The organism is Ruegeria profundi, assembly GCF_049800715.1.
Lineage (GTDB): Bacteria > Pseudomonadota > Alphaproteobacteria > Rhodobacterales > Rhodobacteraceae > Ruegeria > Ruegeria profundi_A.
Window position 1 is genome coordinate 13,107 of sequence record NZ_JBNAFO010000013.1, and the last position, 15,201, is coordinate 28,307.

Annotated in this window: 13 protein-coding genes and 1 tRNA gene; 9 read left to right on the top strand and 5 right to left on the bottom strand. The window is 56.0% G+C overall.

The genetic code is table 11. The annotated features are described in order from the left end of the window. Position 1: 1 nt before the first annotated feature. The 4 genes from ACP15L_RS18550 (at position 2) to ACP15L_RS18565 (ending at position 5,448) form a co-directional block, all read left to right on the top strand. Positions 2-1,864, top strand: a complete 1,863-nt coding sequence (locus ACP15L_RS18550) for a cation:proton antiporter (RefSeq protein ID WP_425085312.1) — start codon at positions 2-4, stop codon at positions 1,862-1,864. A gap of 104 nt (positions 1,865-1,968) precedes the next feature. Continuing rightward, a complete protein-coding gene (locus ACP15L_RS18555; protein ID WP_425085313.1) occupies positions 1,969-3,564 on the top strand; it encodes an aldehyde dehydrogenase family protein in 1,596 nt (531 codons plus the stop codon). Between the two features lie 134 nt (positions 3,565-3,698). After that, positions 3,699-4,520 (top strand): SDR family oxidoreductase, encoded by an 822-nt coding sequence (locus ACP15L_RS18560; protein ID WP_170329059.1) that lies wholly within the window; start codon positions 3,699-3,701, stop codon positions 4,518-4,520. Positions 4,521-5,031: 511 nt separating this feature from the next. Further along, positions 5,032-5,448, top strand: a complete 417-nt coding sequence (locus ACP15L_RS18565) for a hypothetical protein (protein ID WP_170463067.1) — start codon at positions 5,032-5,034, stop codon at positions 5,446-5,448. Positions 5,449-6,004: 556 nt separating this feature from the next. On the opposite strand, the gene ACP15L_RS18570 is transcribed toward ACP15L_RS18565, so the two are convergent. From ACP15L_RS18570 to ACP15L_RS18590, 5 genes are all read right to left on the bottom strand, one after another. Then, positions 6,005-7,579, bottom strand: a complete 1,575-nt coding sequence (locus ACP15L_RS18570) for a relaxase/mobilization nuclease domain-containing protein (protein ID WP_170367310.1) — start codon at positions 7,577-7,579, stop codon at positions 6,005-6,007. Next, the gene (locus ACP15L_RS18575; protein ID WP_082643591.1) at positions 7,573-8,001 is read right to left on the bottom strand and encodes a plasmid mobilization protein; all 429 of its coding nucleotides are present in this window, start codon (positions 7,999-8,001) and stop codon (positions 7,573-7,575) included. The genes ACP15L_RS18570 and ACP15L_RS18575 overlap by 7 nt, the downstream gene beginning before the upstream one ends. 19 nt (positions 8,002-8,020) lie before the next feature. After that, the gene (locus ACP15L_RS18580; RefSeq protein WP_058281560.1) at positions 8,021-8,941 is read right to left on the bottom strand and encodes a hypothetical protein; all 921 of its coding nucleotides are present in this window, start codon (positions 8,939-8,941) and stop codon (positions 8,021-8,023) included. Positions 8,942-8,965: 24 nt separating this feature from the next. Then, a tRNA-Pro gene (locus tag ACP15L_RS18585) sits at positions 8,966-9,042 on the bottom strand. Positions 9,043-9,147: 105 nt separating this feature from the next. Beyond that, positions 9,148-10,263: a THUMP domain-containing class I SAM-dependent RNA methyltransferase gene (locus ACP15L_RS18590; protein WP_425085314.1), complete on the bottom strand. Its 1,116-nt coding sequence runs from the start codon at positions 10,261-10,263 to the stop codon at positions 9,148-9,150. Positions 10,264-10,559: 296 nt separating this feature from the next. Here ACP15L_RS18590 and ACP15L_RS18595 point away from each other — a divergent pair, with 296 nt between their 5' ends. Genes ACP15L_RS18595 through nqrE form a run of 5 tightly spaced genes read left to right on the top strand, consistent with a single transcriptional unit; the run spans position 10,560 to position 15,198 of the window. Beyond that, positions 10,560-11,903, top strand: coding sequence for a Na(+)-translocating NADH-quinone reductase subunit A (locus ACP15L_RS18595; protein ID WP_425085394.1), 1,344 nt, complete (start codon positions 10,560-10,562; stop codon positions 11,901-11,903). A 5-nt stretch (positions 11,904-11,908) separates the two neighbouring features. Further along, positions 11,909-13,117: an NADH:ubiquinone reductase (Na(+)-transporting) subunit B gene (locus tag ACP15L_RS18600; protein WP_170472437.1), complete on the top strand. Its 1,209-nt coding sequence runs from the start codon at positions 11,909-11,911 to the stop codon at positions 13,115-13,117. After that, entirely contained in the window at positions 13,110-13,937 is an 828-nt protein-coding gene (locus tag ACP15L_RS18605) for a Na(+)-translocating NADH-quinone reductase subunit C (RefSeq protein WP_170554954.1), read from the top strand. The genes ACP15L_RS18600 and ACP15L_RS18605 overlap by 8 nt, the downstream gene beginning before the upstream one ends. Further along, the gene (locus ACP15L_RS18610; protein ID WP_152460184.1) at positions 13,937-14,590 is read left to right on the top strand and encodes an NADH:ubiquinone reductase (Na(+)-transporting) subunit D; all 654 of its coding nucleotides are present in this window, start codon (positions 13,937-13,939) and stop codon (positions 14,588-14,590) included. The genes ACP15L_RS18605 and ACP15L_RS18610 overlap by 1 nt, the downstream gene beginning before the upstream one ends. Then, entirely contained in the window at positions 14,590-15,198 is a 609-nt protein-coding gene (gene nqrE, locus ACP15L_RS18615; protein ID WP_170377273.1) for an NADH:ubiquinone reductase (Na(+)-transporting) subunit E, read from the top strand. Before ACP15L_RS18610 ends, nqrE begins: the two co-directional genes overlap by 1 nt. The last annotated feature ends 3 nt before the right edge of the window (positions 15,199-15,201 follow it).

Consider the following 15,201-nt stretch of genomic DNA (forward strand, 5'->3'; position numbering starts at 1 on the left):
CATGCTCATCACATTTTCATTGTTCTTTGCCGGTGCGATCGCGGTCCCGCTGGCGACGCGGTTTGGCCTGGGGTCCGTCCTTGGCTATTTGATCGCGGGCATTGCGCTCAGCCCCATACTTGGCGCGATCGGAGCAGACGTCATCGCTCTCCAGCATTTCGCCGAGTTCGGCGTTGTAATGATGCTGTTTTTGATCGGCCTGGAAATGAACCCACGCGAGCTTTGGGCACTTCGCAATCGAATTTTTTTACTTGGAGGCCTGCAGATCGGTCTGACGACCATAGCCTTTGCCTTGATCGCTCTCGTGCTCGGCCAGCCCTGGACCGTCTCGCTCGCTATTGGCTTGGTGCTCGCTCTTTCTTCAACGGCGATTGTCAATCAAACCCTGAAGGAGAAAGGCCTGTCACGCTCCGACGGCGGGCAGTCCAGTTTCTCTGTGCTACTCGCGCAAGACATCGCCGTAATCCCAATGCTGGCATTGGTCCCGCTTCTCGCCCTGCCGGAGCTTACCGAAGCGCTTAGCCACGGTTCGGGCCACGCAGACGATCACGCCGGCTCCGGGTTCAACATTTCTCTGGTTGAACATCTCAGCGGTTGGCAGACCGCCATCGTGACGGTCATGGCCATTGGTGGGGTGATTGTGATCGGACAATATCTCGTCACTCCCCTCTTCCGCTTTGTTGCCAGAGCGCGGCTGCGCGAGCTCTTTGTGAGCACAGCCCTGATGGTGGTACTTGGCATTGCGCTTCTGATGACAATGGTTGGCCTGTCGCCGGCACTTGGCACATTCCTCGCGGGTGTCGTTCTCGCCAGCAGCGAATATCGCCACGAAATTGAAAGCGATATTGATCCGTTTCGCGGCCTGTTCCTGGGCGTGTTTTTCATGACCGTTGGCGCCGGTATGGATTTCGATCTGCTCTTTGGCAGCTTCGGATCCATCATGGGGCTGACCTTTGGCCTGATCGCGGTCAAAGCCATCATATTGCTGGCTTTGGCACGGGTTTTCAAAATCCGAGGCAGCGACCAATGGCTCTTTGGTCTGGGTCTCGCGCAGGCAGGTGAGTTCGGCTTTGTTTTGCTCTCCTTCACCGTTGCAAATGCCGTCATCCCTGGCGGTGTCGCCGACACTTTGTTGTTGGTGGTTGCGCTCTCAATGCTGGCAACACCGCTGATGTTTATCGTCTATGAGCGTTTGATCGTACCGCGCTACATTTCTGATGAGGACACCGCATCAGACGAGATCGAAGATCACTCGGGTATCATCATCGCCGGGCATGGACGCGTTGGCGGAATCGTCAATATCGCATTGCGTGCGTCTGGCTATGAGACGACTGTCGTTGATTACAGCAGCCAGCAATTGGAGATGCTGCGCCTAATCGACCTCAAAGTGTACTATGGAGATGCCACTCGCCACGACCTCCTGAAAGCTGCGGGCATCGACGAAGCCAAGCTTTTGATTGTTGCCATTGATGGCAAGGATCAAACCACTGAGCTCGTCCGTTATGTTTGCGAAACCCATCCAAATGTACATGTGATTGCCCGTGCCTATGACCGCATTCACGTCTTCGATCTGTGGGATGCAGGGTGCCGCGACATCATCCGTGAAACCTATGACAGCTCGATACGCACTGCGCGATCAGCGTTGGAGGCTCTGGGGCATAGCAAAGACGCCGCAGGACGCATGATGGATGAGTATGACGCGTTTGAGCGAACCCGCATGTTGGAGACGGCTGAGCTTCACAAGCCTGGCGTCGCAATACATGAAAACGAGGAAATGGTCGCCAAATATCAGGAGACGCAAAGTGAGTGGGAGGCCGAGCTTCGGGACCGCGTCCACAGGGCGAAGACAAATCGAGCAGAGTGATCCGTCCTCTTCGGCAAGTCTAATGGCACCAAATGATATTGTTGGTTTTTTGAGTGCTTGTTAGAAATTTCTGTGAATTCAATCTATTACCTAAGGAACTGCCCATGAAAGCGCAGGACGCATTTGACAGCCTCAATCCGACAGCATGGGCCGAAACTTCGGTCGTGGAACGGCTAGCCCTTATTGTGGAGATTCAGGAGAACATCCTGAAATACTGCGATGAATTGGGCACCGCCGATGCAGCGATGAAGAATGAACAGGTTGGCGCAGAGGGCGTTTCTCACTCAGAAGGGATTGTCACGACCGTCAACGCAATGGGCAATACGCTGATGGGGATCCGGCATCTCCATGAGTCGCTTGTGCACGGAGAATTGCCAAAGCCAATCGGTATCAAGCAGTTGCCGGATGATCGCTCCGAGATCGAGGTTTTTCCGCTCTACAAGAAAGACAAGCTGATTGCAGGCAAAGTAAGAGGCTTCCTGCATGTCGCCGGTGAGCCAAAGCAGGTCAATCCCCTCGATAGGCCTGCCGGCATTATCGCGGTCTCTGGAGCCGGCAACTACAGCTCCTCCATCGAGATGGCGATGGCGCTCTTTCTCGAAAACAAAGCCGTGATCCACAAGCCGCACCAGCTGAACGAAGAGTCTGACAAGGTGTGGGCGAAGATTTTCGCCCCGCTCATCGAGCGTGGCGCGCTGGCTTTCATCGACGGCGATCAAGGACGCGAAATGTCCGCCCTCGAGGGGCTTCACTCGATTTACTTTACCGGATCGACCGGCGTCGCCCACGCGATCCAGAACGCAGCGAGCGCTCCGCTCGTTTCAGAGTGTGGTGGCAACAACCCCTGCCTCATCGTTCCGGGGAAGTGGACTGACAAGGAAATCGAGCATTGGGCGATCCAACTGGCATCGGTCGGCAAGCTTAATGGCGGCGCGGTTTGCGGACGGCCACAAACGATCATCACGTCGAAGAACTGGCCGCAGCGCGATCAGTTCATCAAGGCGTTGCGCAATGCGATCTCTGAGACAACTTTCGGGACCTCTACTTACTATCCAGGTGTTGATAAGACCAAGGAAGCGTTCCTCGAGAACCAGCCAACCGCAGAGGTATTGAAACCCGAAGGCGGCAACCACCCCAACAGTGACTTCGTGTTCATACCGGGCATTGGTGAAGATGATTTTGCGGTCAGCAATGAAGCCTTCTGCCAAATCTTCAGCGAGCTTCCTTTGGATACGGAAAACGACGCAGGCGATTACCTCACCAAAGCCGTGGACTTTTGCAACAATCGTCTGCTCGGCACGCTTGGCTGCATGATGCTCGTGGACAATGACACCTTCAAAGCCAACGAAGCGGCTGTTCACTCAGCCGTTCACGAGCTCGACTATGGCGGTATCGCGGTCAACAATGTGCCACCCAATATCTGGCTCAATGCCTATCTGACATGGGGCGGTTGTGGTGAGACAACAGACGACTTTGTTTCTGGAGTAGGCAATTTTGGCAACGGTCTGAACTTCGAGAACGTCGTGAAATCGGTGATTATCGACGATTTTGGGGCGTCTGCCTTCGCCTTCACGAACCGGAAGCAAGTGGACCACATGTTGGTGAACGCGTCCAAATACTCGGTCGATCAAAGCTGGGGCCGGTTCGCCAAGCTCGCCGGGCAAATGGCCTTGGACAGCCTGCACGGCAAAGACTTTTGATGACGGCCCATTGATTCAACCCGGTGGGCATGAGGCCCATCGGGATCACTAAGAATGGCGTGATCTCTTGATTTGCATCGCGCCCGATTTCGCCAATCCGGCGAGGCATACATAGACCATGGCAGGAGATGAATATGACACAAACAATTCTAATCACAGGGTGCTCCAGCGGCATCGGGCGCATGACCGCCAAGTTCTTTCAGGAGAAGGGCTGGAACGTTGTCGCAACCGTGCGCTCCAACCCAAAAGATGATGACGAGCTGAACGCGTTAGACAATGTGTTGGTGACCGCTCTCGATGTGACCAACGAAGAGACCATCAAAGGCGCGATGGCTGAGGCGATTGAGCGCTTTGGCAAGATCGATGTGCTTTTGAACAATGCTGGTTACGGCGCATATGGCATATTGGAATCCACGCCCGAAAAAGCGATCCGTATGCAGTTCGACGTGAACGTCATCGGTGCGCTGCTGGTCACGAAAAACGTGCTTCCCTACATGCGGGCAGCAGGTGAAGGAACCATCATCACCATCTCTTCCATGGGCGGCAAAATCACCTTCCCGCTTGGCACGCTCTATCACGGTTCAAAATTTGCCGTAGAGGGCATGATGGAATCGCTCTCCTACGAGCTTGAGTCTATAGGAATCAAAGTGAAGCTGATCGAGCCAGGAATGATCAATACCAACTTTGCTGAAACAACTGGATCAATGATTAACTATGACCCGGAGCAGGCTGAGTATGGTCCCTTTATGGACAAGGCGCTCGCCGCTATGCAAGCCGCTGGCTCACAAGGATCTGACCCCATTATGGTGGCAGAAACGATCATGCAGGCCGCCACAGATGGCAGCGATCAATTGCGCTACATCGCAGGCCCGGATGCCGAGCAGGTAATCGCAGCCCGTAAGGCAATGGATGACGCTGAATACCTTGCTATGATGAAAGGACAACTGGGGCTTTAACTTAATCGTGAGCGGCCTCCCCAAACCGCTTTTCCCACCTACTTACAGCGCACGCCCACAGAGTCCACTATCGATGCTGGACACTTAGATCATTCCCCCAGACGACTTTAGCGGACGTTTGGTGACTTTGCAGCATCGGTTACAGTGGGCTCGGAGCTGCCATTCTATGCGGTTGGTGCCGAATGGAAAAAGAGCCCAAAGTTGCCTTTACCGTGCCAAAAAATGCTGTAGGGAAAATCGGCAGGTCGCAGCCCAATGCGGACCTTGCAGGGAGCGTCAGAACCGATACTCTTCACCATTTCGAGTAATAACCCTAAGCGATGGCGAAAGACCGTTTGAATGAGGCCCGTTTTGTCGCAATCCATGGTTGATATGAAAGCTGAGACTCAAAGAATATGGTAACAATACCAGACTTTATTTCAAAGTACCTTGAGGGAAGTATGTGGCACACCACGTCCGTACTTCGGTTTGAGAAAATTCTAGATACAGGTTTCATTTTGTAGATCCCCCGTTGCCAGATAGTGAGCGTTATGGAGGCACGCCTTTTGTGCGGGCTGAAGGAGGGGTTAGCCTCTTTGATTTCCCTAAAGGCTTTGATTTGCAAGAATACGAAGCTGAGTTCTTCACAAGTTCTATTGGTGAGTTTCTCCCTTTCAAGAGACAATGGGGGCGATCTGTTTGGCTGCGAATAAACACCGATGTAGTGGCAGAGAACATCAAATCCGGGAGGGAAATCAGAGCCCTTTGGAAGTTAGAAGAATCGACAAAAAGATTTATGGCAGAGATCGAAAGTGCTCACCTGGGCGATATTCCAGTTGCCGCCATTTCTGATGCTTTCGAGATCGGTGCAGGAGACGACTGTTGGAGCAGGCGCTCACTGCGCCCTAGATCGCCAGAAACGCGCAAAAAACAGCCCAGGCCCACCTGAGTAGGATTACAAGTGAAACTCTATGATAAAATCGTTCAGGAACTAGTGGGACCGGAGGACGAGCCTCGATTTCTTGGTGACCGCATGAGGTGTCGATTCTGCGACGCCACAGGGTCAAAGGCATTTGGAAAAAGGACTAACGCTCATACGTTCCCACGATCTTTGGGGAACCGGAGTCTCTACTTTCTAGACGAATGCAAGAAGTGCAATACCGAAAAGTTCTCACGCTACGAATTCACTGAGAATACGCAGTTGAGCGCTAGGCTAGAACAACTTGGCCTATTTTGATCATTTTCGCATCGACCCCAAGTTCTGGTATCAAGTAGCCGTTTTTGGTCCTGAACACATTCCGCAAATACTGATTTCCGTCAGTGTCCATAAACAGACACCGTAAGTTGTAGCAATCGCCCCAAACCCCTGCAATTGCAACTAGTGGAATGCCTATCGGTAGCGAGTCGACTCTTTCAAATTCTCTGTAGTCAATCCCGCAGGCGCAGGATTGGCGGAAGCTCATGGTGAAGCGTTCGTGATGAGTGGGTATCGTCATTCCTTCAGATCAAAGATGGAAGCCGTAGTCTTGGTCTCGTTCAAGCAGCCCATGATTCAGCTCTCTTGCAGCAGAGTTTCGGCGGCTCTCGCTAGCTTCAAACTCGTCTGCAAGTTCTCTTCCAGCGTGGTGTAGTTCTGTTCTTCGGTCAGCAAGTCGGCCAATGTAGCTACGGACTTGAGACGTGATTTCATCAGCAGCTCGATGCACTGCGTTAAGCCATTTAGCCTGGCCTCGATCCCGGTCGTCGAGCGTTCTTCCAAATTGCGCAATTCCGAGGCGGAGGTCTCGCAAGCCGTCACCAACTGCTCGACGCACGCGAGCAAATCTCGCTCCAAGGCTGTCAGGGATTGGTCCATCTAGTTTGGCTCCACTCTGATGCAAGAAACCAATCGGCTCGCCACCGAACAGGTGCGCATGCTTGATGTTTCTGGCGGCAGGATCAAATAAGTCGCTCCCTCGTGAAGTACCGCCTGGATGCCCAACCTCTCTAGCTGCGTCGAGGCGGCTATCGTTGAGAGTTTCCAGCTCCACAGAAAAGTCAGTCCTAAGGTTGCTGCGATCAACACCATACAGGCCGTTATCACCGCCCAAGGTGAGATCTGAATCAGGAATTTGATCTTGTCGATGTGACTCTGCCAGGTCGTCCCGCTCCAATCCAAAAACGTGCGGGTATCGGCTTCGATTGTATTCCGCGCGAGTGTTACACATGCTTGAATATCGCTCCTGAAGCTCTGCAATTGAGAATCCATCAAGGCGGCGTGCTCTTTTCGGATCTTGTCCAAGTCCGCGTTCAATTTCTCGCTCAGCCGGGTCGGCTTGCCAGTCGTCATGGAAAATCTCTCCTTTCAATCGCCAGCGTTCGCCTGTGTCGGGGTCTTTGGCCGTGATGTAATTTTTGCTTACGCGGGGGATATCGAAACCTGCGTCGGTCAGAGCATCGACCATGCTTGCGCGGTCGGTGATGGTGCCGATGCTGATCTGGTCTAAGATCCATTCGTGGAGTTCTTCGCGGCCCTGTGCCCTAGTTGGGGCCTCAACGGTGGCTTGAACCTCCTGTGTGCGTTCCAGATCCATCGGATCGGCCCAGTCGTGCGTCTTGTTCATTAAGTCGCGCAGACTGTCATAGGCTGTCCGATAGCCAGGTGGCGCGATGTTGAGGCTTTTACCGGTTGTCAGCTCCAAACGCGGTGTACAGAAATGCAGCTCAACTCGGTCTTCGTGGCTGTGCCGGACCCAGAGCAAGTCGAATTGCTCACTGTCCATACCAGCGAATGCCAGTGCCTCGAAGGCGTTCATGACTTCGACCTGCTGGGCTTCGGTGGGTGCGTCCTCGCTGGCAAAGCTGATGACGCCCGCGCGGTAGGTCCACTGATTGCGACTGGCGTCGATCAGGGCCTCGGTGCGGGTGGAATCGCCGCGCAGCACTTCAGGCAAAGGATCGCGTATGACCGTCATGGGCTGGCCATCAGCATCGCGGATTAGATCGCGATTGGAGTCATAGGCCAAGACCTCACGCGTGACGAGATAGCCAACTGGACCAGCACCCGCGCCTTTGCCATTGGGAAAGAACTTGATCAGCATTGTCGTGCCTCATCAAGGATCTTGGTAAGCTGGCGTTCAATCACAACCAGTTGTCGGGCGACGGCCAGCGTATCCATGTCAACCCGACCAATCAGAAGCGCCCGATTCACAACCCGCGCAACCTGGTTGAGGTTACCGCCAATGCGCCCTAGTGCCAGGACCAGAGCGGGGTCGACGCGAGGCGCAGGCTTGCGACGACGTGCTTCCGTCAGACCCAAGGCTTCGCGCAAGAGGGTCGCGGCAGACACTCCGGCAGCTTCGGCTTTGGCGCGAAGCTCAGCCTTCTCAGCAACGCTACATCGAAAGACGAAGGTCTCGGTGAGCGGCGCTTTGGCGGGCGGCGTGCCTCCGCCGGTGGGGTTCGAAGGGGAGGCTTGCCACCCCTCGCAAGGTCCCGTGTCAGCAGCGCCAGCGTATGACATGGGTCGCCTTGCTCTTTGCTCAGACCGCATGGCACAGTTCCTGCTTCGATGGTGCAAACAGGGTCCAGCCTTCGGTGATGAGCCAGCTGCGCAACACGGGCCACTCGTTCTTGTTCGTTGGAGGGAACCTGCCGGGGAGCCAGTAGCCGCGCTCGTTGTTTTCGATGGCTTCAGGAAGTACCCGGTCGATCCAAGCACCAAACATTCGTTCGGTGAACTGCTCCCATTGGCGGCAGCCGAAAGATTGGCGCGAGACGAATTCGGGTTGCGCACTGCCCACGCGCGCCGAGTCGGATGGCCCACCATTCGGCAGATCCGGCTCAAGCGCGAGGTTTTGTTCTATGGATTGTTCTTTCTTTATATAGGAAAGATCACCCATGCGCCCTTTGTCTCTCACGGGCGAACCCTTTCGCCCTTCTGAAAGGCTCATCGGTGCATCCTTTTTCCTCCGGCGAAACGGGATGATTTTTGTTGGGGAGCGAAGGTCGTATTCTGTGTGATTGCCTGCGCCACGCCCTTCAGTTCGAAACAGCCAACCGAACTCGACAAGCTGTTTGAGGCAGCGTTTGATGGTTGCTAGCGACATTCCGACCAGGAACTCATCAAGCGTTTTTAGTGAGGGATTGAGTTGGCCGGTCCTGTCGTTGGCGAACTGTACCGAAAGCGCTGAGGCAACTACCTTAGTTGACGAGTTGAGGTCAGCGCATTGCAGAACGGCCTTGAGCCATTCAAAGCGATTGAGCCTAGACATATGCGCCTCCCGCGATTGCGGACCGGCTGCGAATTTGGTATTCTGTTCGTGCAGATAAATTTGCATTACCGTTGAGGTGGGTGGCCGCCCCCTCAGCGGTTTTTCTTTCACTTTTCTTCGGAAACCAGACCCTGAAAACAGAATAATCCGGACAAAATCCGGGTATGCTGCTGCGGCGGCGCAGTTCATTCGTATTTAACTGATTGATTTTATTGGTCGGAGTGAGAGGATTCGAACCTCCGACCCCTGCCTCCCGAAGACAGTGCTCTACCAGGCTGAGCTACACTCCGACCGTGGCGGCGGGTCTATACGCGTGGGTTGGGATGCGCAAGGGGGATTCTTGAGGGCGAAATTGGAAAAGTCCTGGCGTGTTCTGCTGAGTTGGGATGAATGCACTATTGCAGTATCTCGGTTCTATACAGGCGAATTTTCGTGCCGCCGTGATCGACGAACGGACCAGTCGGCAGAAAAGGCAGGCGCGTCGCGCGGGCGAGGGCAGGGGTGCTGGTGATTACACCGACGCGCCAACCCTGGAAGCGGTTCGTCAGCGTTTTGCCAAGGCTGCCGTATAGCGACCGCAGACGTTTTTCGTCACCGATCCGTGCACCGTATGGTGGGTTCACGATGACCAAACCAGCGGGGCCGGGGGGTGGTTTGATATCGCTGACTGAACGATGCTGAAATCGGGTGTGCTCCGCCACACCAGCCTGTTCGGCGTTGGCAGAGGCGGCCTCGACAGCGCCTGTGTTTCGGTCGGAGCCGTAGAACTGAAGGGGGCTTTCGGATGGGTGGCACGCGCTCCGCATTGCCTGCCAGGCCGCTTTGTCGAACCCGGATAGCTGTTCGAAAGCGAAGGATCGCGAACGTCCCGGCGCCAGCCCAAGGGCGATCTCGGCGGCTTCCATCACAAAGGTGCCCGAGCCGCACATAGGATCGAGAACCGGCTCCGTCCCCTCGAACCCGCATTCGCGCAGGAACATAGCGGCCATGGTCTCGCGCATGGGGGCTTTGGCGACAGCGGTTTTGTGGCCGCGCTTGTGCAGCGGCTCGCCTGAGCTGTCGATCGACAGCGTGCAGAGATCCTTTTCGATGCGCAGCAGAACGCGCAGATCGGCCTCGGGAGAAATCGGTGCGCCCAGGGTGTCAGAGATTGCGCCCTCAATACGCTGGCGCGCGGCCCCGGCATGGTAAATGCGGGACTTTCGGCTGGTGGCTTCGACCTTGAGGGGAACATTGGGGCGCAGGAAGTCAGACCATGGGAACTTACGCGCGCGTTTATCCAGTTGGGCCAGATGGACGGCAGGAAAGCTGCCGATGCGCACCAGAACCTTGTTGGCACCGCGCAGGACAAGATTGGCCCGCCAGACCTCTGACCAATCGCCCGTACAGCTGACGCCGCCCGGCACGATACGCGCGCCTGCGAATCCGTGCTGCGTGGCCTCGGCGCAGAGCAGGGTTTCGAGGCCCGGTGTTGCCACCAGGAAGATATCTAGGTCATGGGTCATGCTCATTTTTGTTGCTTACACCGGATGCGGCAGAGGTGCGACCGGCAAAATATCGGTGTGTTAGCGCCAATATGAACATTCGATTAAGACAAAGTGACAAACAATAGATAATTTCGAGCCTAACGGGTTTGCGTTTCTGGTCGTCGGCGCGTAAAGGACCGACATCAGACACACGCCTGCGGATTCCGACCCGCAAATAGCTCTTTGCGACTCGGTCGGTTCATCATCCGCGCTATCAGATGCCTCTTCCAATTGGGCTATGATAGCTGGCGCAGGAGAGAGGCTTGGAAGACAGTAGCGAGATGCAAACTTTCAAACTGAAAAAAGGGCTGGAATTGCCGATTGAGGGTGCCCCGGATCAAACGATCCAGCCAGGGCCGGAATTCAGCCAGGTTGCGGCTTTGGGCGGTGACTATTTGGGGTTGAAACCCCGCATGCTGGTTCAGGAAGGCGATGAGGTGCAGCGTGGCACTCCGCTGTTCTGCCACAAGGACGTCCCCGAGGCGATGATGGTTGCCCCGATGACCGGCAAGGTCATTCAGATCAACCGGGGTGCGCGCCGCGTTTTGCAAAGCGTTGTGATCGAAATCTCCGACCCGAATGACGCGGGCGTTGATTTCTCGGGCGTGGGCAATGGCGACACGGCCGAGGGCGTGGCAGAGAAACTCTGCGCGGCGGGTCTTTGGACTGCGTTCCGCACACGGCCATATTCGAAAATGCCGTCCCCCGGCACCAAACCGGCGGCGATCTTTGTCACCGCGATGGATAGCGAGCCGCTGGCCGCTGATGCCGCTGTGATAATCGCCGATGCAGGGGAAGCTTTTGCCGCCGGTCTGGCGGCGGTTGCCAAGCTGTCGGATGGCAAGACCTACCTGTGCCACAAGGACGGCGAGGCAATCCCCGGCACAGACGTAGCCGGAGTGGAAGCGGCGGCCTTCGCAGGTCCACACCCTGCCGGTCTGGCGGGTACTCACATCCACTTCCTGGAGCCGCTCGCTGGCGACAAACAAGTTTGGACCATCGGATATCAGGACGTTATCGCAATTGGCCGCCTGATGCAGTCCGGCCATCTGGATCCGAATATCGTGATCGCTTTGTCCGGGCCTGGCGCACGTCAGCCGCGTTTGATCCGCACCGCAATGGGTGCGTCGACGGATGAGATGACGAAGGATGAGATCAACTTGGACGGAACACCCCGGATTATTTCGGGCTCGGTTCTGTCGGGCACGCAGGCCGAAGGGCCGACCGCCTATCTGGGCCGGTTCGCGCGTCAAATCACCATCATCCGGGAAGACCACGATCAGATTCCGATGGGCTGGATTCGTCCGATGCCGTCGAAATACTCGGTCCAGCCGGTTCTGGGTTCGGCATTGTCCAACAAACTGTATAATCTGACCAGCAACCTCAACGGTGGCCGTCGCGCGATGGTGCCGACAGGTGTGTTCGAACGGCTAATGCCGCAGGATTACCTGCCCACGCAGCTGCTGCGGGCCTTGCTGGTGATGGACACCGATACCGCTCAGGCACTGGGTGCACTGGAGCTGGACGAAGAGGATCTGGGCCTTGTCGGCTTTGCCTGTCCGGCGAAATATGAATATGGGCTGGCGCTTCGCGACTGCCTCGCCAAGATTGAAAAGGAGGGCTGATCCAAATGGGTTTGCGCAGCTTCTTTGATCGGATCGAGCCAAACTTTACTAAGGGTGGCAAGTACGAGAAGTACTTCCCCATCTACGAGATGGTGGAAAGCTTCATCTACACTCCGAAAACTGTAACCACCGCCGCGCCGCATGCTCGGTCGTATATCGACATGAAGCGGATCATGACCTACGTCGTGATCGCGACGATCCCCTGTATCCTGTGGGGGATGTACAATACCGGCTATCAGGCGAACTCGGCCATTGCGCTGCTGGGGCCTGAATCGGCGACCGGATGGCGGATTGCTCTGCTGCAGATGTTTGGTATCTCGCTGGACCCCTCCAGCGTCTTTGCCAACGTGATGCACGGGCTCACTTATTTCCTGCCGATCTACATCGTGACGCTTGTCGCGGGTGGTATCTTTGAGGTCATTTTTGCCACCGTGCGGGGCCACGAAGTAAACGAAGGTTTCCTCGTTACTTCAATGCTTTACACGCTGATTATGCCTGCAACCGCGCCTCTTTGGCAGGTAGCGTTGGGCATCATCTTCGGCGTTGTAATCGGGAAAGAAGTCTTCGGCGGCACCGGCAAGAACTTCCTGAACCCGGCTCTGGTCGGTCGTGCGTTTCTGTACTTTGCATACCCGGCGAGCATGTCCGGTGACACAGTCTGGACGCCGGTTGACGGCTTCTCGGGCGCAACCGCGCTGTCCGTCTCCGCGTCGCAGGGCTTTCAGGCTCTGGCCGCTGACGGCATCACCTGGTGGAACGCGTTCTTCGGCTCGATCCAAGGCAGTTTCGGTGAGACTTCGACCCTTGCCTGTATGATCGGTCTGGCCTTCCTGCTGGCCACTCGGATCGCCAACTACCGCCTGATTGTAGGCTGTTTGGCTGGCACGATTGGCTTTACCCTGCTGTTAAACCTGATCGGTTCGGACACAAACCCAATGTTCGCGATGCCTTGGTACTGGCATGTGGTCATTGGTGGGTATGCCTTCGGTCTGGCCTTCATGGTGACCGAGCCTGTTTCGGCCAGCCACACCAACATGGGTCGCTACATCTATGGCGCGCTGATCGGTATCATGGTTGTGATGATCCGTGTCATCAACCCGGCTTTCCCCGAAGGCATGATGCTGGCCATTCTGTTCGGCAACGTCTTTGCTCCGCTGATCGACTACTTCGTCGTCCAAGCCAACATCAAACGGAGGGCGCGTCGCCATGTCTGATACGCAATCCCCAGATCAAAACGAGGCACCTAAAGGCGCAATTGCCAAGTTTCTGGCAGCCTCGCCGGACTCTGTCGGCAAGACGATCATCATCGCGGTTGCTGTCTGTCTGGTCGCCTCGATGGTCGTGTCCGCGGCCGCTGTTAGCTTGCGCCCGGTGCAGGAGACCAACCGCCTGAAGGACAAGCAGGTCAACGTTTTGCAGGTGGCGGGCGTTTATGAGCCCGGCATCGACGTGACCGAAGCCTTCGCCGCGTTTGAACCTCATGTGCTTGAACTGGCGACAGGCGAGTTTGTCGATGATCAGTTTGATCCGGCCACGTTCGACGATATCGCAGCCGCCAGCGACCCTGAACTGAGCGTCGCGCTGGATGATGACCCGGCGGGCATTGGCCGCAAGTCGAACTATCGCGTGATCTACCTGCTGCGCGATGATGCAGGTGCCTTGGATAAGGTTATCCTACCGCTGCATGGCTACGGTCTTTGGTCTACACTCTATGGCTTTATCGCTTTGGAGAACAACGGCAACGACATTTATGGCCTGCAGTTCTATCAGCACGGTGAAACCCCCGGTCTTGGGGCTGAGGTGGACAACCCACGCTGGAAGGCGCTGTGGAATGGCAAGAAGCTGCGTGACGATAATGGTGATCTGCAAATCACCGTGTCGAAATCCCAGCCCGCCGCCGGACCCGACTTCTATATCGACGCGCTCGCGGGGGCGACCCTGACCTCGGTGGGTGTCGATAACCTGGTGAAATTCTGGATGGGCGATGCGGGCTACGCACCGTTTCTGGCCAAACTGCAAGCAGGAGAGCTCTGATGTCCCAGACCAAGAAAGAGATGCTGGTCGACCCGCTTGTCGACAACAACCCGATTACCTTGCAGGTGCTGGGCATCTGTTCGGCGCTGGCGGTGACCTCGTCGCTGCAGGTGTCGATGGTGATGGCGTTGGCGGTGATCTTCGTGACCTCGTTCTCGTCCTTCTTCATCTCTTGCCTGCGCAACCAAATCCCCGGCTCGATCCGGATCATCGTGCAGATGGTGATCATCGCTTCGCTGGTGATCCTGGTGGACCAGATCCTCAAGGCTTATGCGTTTGAGATCTCGAAAACTCTGTCGGTTTTCGTCGGCCTGATCATCACCAACTGTATCGTGATGGGCCGCGCCGAGGCGTTTGCGATGAAGAACCCTCCGGTTGCGTCCTTTATCGACGGCATGGGCAACGGCATGGGCTACGGCCTGATCCTGCTGCTGGTCGGCTTCATTCGTGAGCTGTTCGGTGCCGGGTCGCTGTTCGGTGTCACCATTCTGGAGACCGTCAACAACGGCGGCTGGTACGTGCCCAACGGCATGCTGCTGCTGCCCCCGTCGGCGTTCTTCATCATCGGTCTGATCATCTGGGCCTTCCGCACATGGAAGCCGAACCAGGTGGAAGAGCGTGAATACAAAATTCAGCAGGTAGAGGCCCACTGATGGAAGGTCTGATCTCACTGGCCGTAAAGGCCATCTTTGTCGAAAACCTTGCGCTCAGCTTCTTTCTGGGGATGTGTACCTTCATCGCCGTGTCGAAGAAGATCTCAACCGCGCTGGGTCTGGGGATTTCGGTCATGGTCGTGCAGGCCATCACCGTTCCTGCCAACAACCTGCTGCTGAACTACCTGCTGAAACCGGGTGCGCTGTCCTGGGCCGGGTTCCCGAATGTGGACCTGACCTTCCTTGGCCTAATCTCGTATATCGGCGTGATTGCGGCGATGGTTCAGATCCTCGAGATGGTTTTGGATAAGTATTTCCCGCCGCTCTACAACGCGCTGGGGATCTTCCTGCCGCTGATCACGGTGAACTGCGCCATCCTGGGTGGTTCGCTGTTCATGGTGGAACGGGATTACAACTTTGCCGAGGCAACCACCTATGGCCTGTCTTCGGGCTTTGGCTGGGCACTGGCGATCACCGCAATGGCGGGCGTTCGCGAAAAGCTGAAATATTCGGACATTCCCGACGGTCTGCAAGGTCTGGGGATCACCTTCATCACCGCGGGTCTGATGGCGATGGCCTTCATGTCCTTCTCGGGCGTGAAACTGTAAGGA

Coding starts and splice junctions, on each gene's coding strand:
- ACP15L_RS18550 (WP_425085312.1), top strand. CDS start 2: ATGCTCATCACATTTTCATTGTTCTTTGCCGGTGCGATCGCGGTCCCG.
- ACP15L_RS18555 (WP_425085313.1), top strand. CDS start 1,969: ATGAAAGCGCAGGACGCATTTGACAGCCTCAATCCGACAGCATGGGCC.
- ACP15L_RS18560 (WP_170329059.1), top strand. CDS start 3,699: ATGACACAAACAATTCTAATCACAGGGTGCTCCAGCGGCATCGGGCGC.
- ACP15L_RS18570 (WP_170367310.1), bottom strand. CDS start 7,579: ATGCTGATCAAGTTCTTTCCCAATGGCAAAGGCGCGGGTGCTGGTCCA.
- ACP15L_RS18575 (WP_082643591.1), bottom strand. CDS start 8,001: ATGTCATACGCTGGCGCTGCTGACACGGGACCTTGCGAGGGGTGGCAA.
- ACP15L_RS18580 (WP_058281560.1), bottom strand. CDS start 8,941: ATGAACTGCGCCGCCGCAGCAGCATACCCGGATTTTGTCCGGATTATT.
- ACP15L_RS18590 (WP_425085314.1), bottom strand. CDS start 10,263: ATGAGCATGACCCATGACCTAGATATCTTCCTGGTGGCAACACCGGGC.
- ACP15L_RS18595 (WP_425085394.1), top strand. CDS start 10,560: ATGCAAACTTTCAAACTGAAAAAAGGGCTGGAATTGCCGATTGAGGGT.
- ACP15L_RS18600 (WP_170472437.1), top strand. CDS start 11,909: ATGGGTTTGCGCAGCTTCTTTGATCGGATCGAGCCAAACTTTACTAAG.
- ACP15L_RS18605 (WP_170554954.1), top strand. CDS start 13,110: ATGTCTGATACGCAATCCCCAGATCAAAACGAGGCACCTAAAGGCGCA.
- ACP15L_RS18610 (WP_152460184.1), top strand. CDS start 13,937: ATGTCCCAGACCAAGAAAGAGATGCTGGTCGACCCGCTTGTCGACAAC.
- nqrE (WP_170377273.1), top strand. CDS start 14,590: ATGGAAGGTCTGATCTCACTGGCCGTAAAGGCCATCTTTGTCGAAAAC.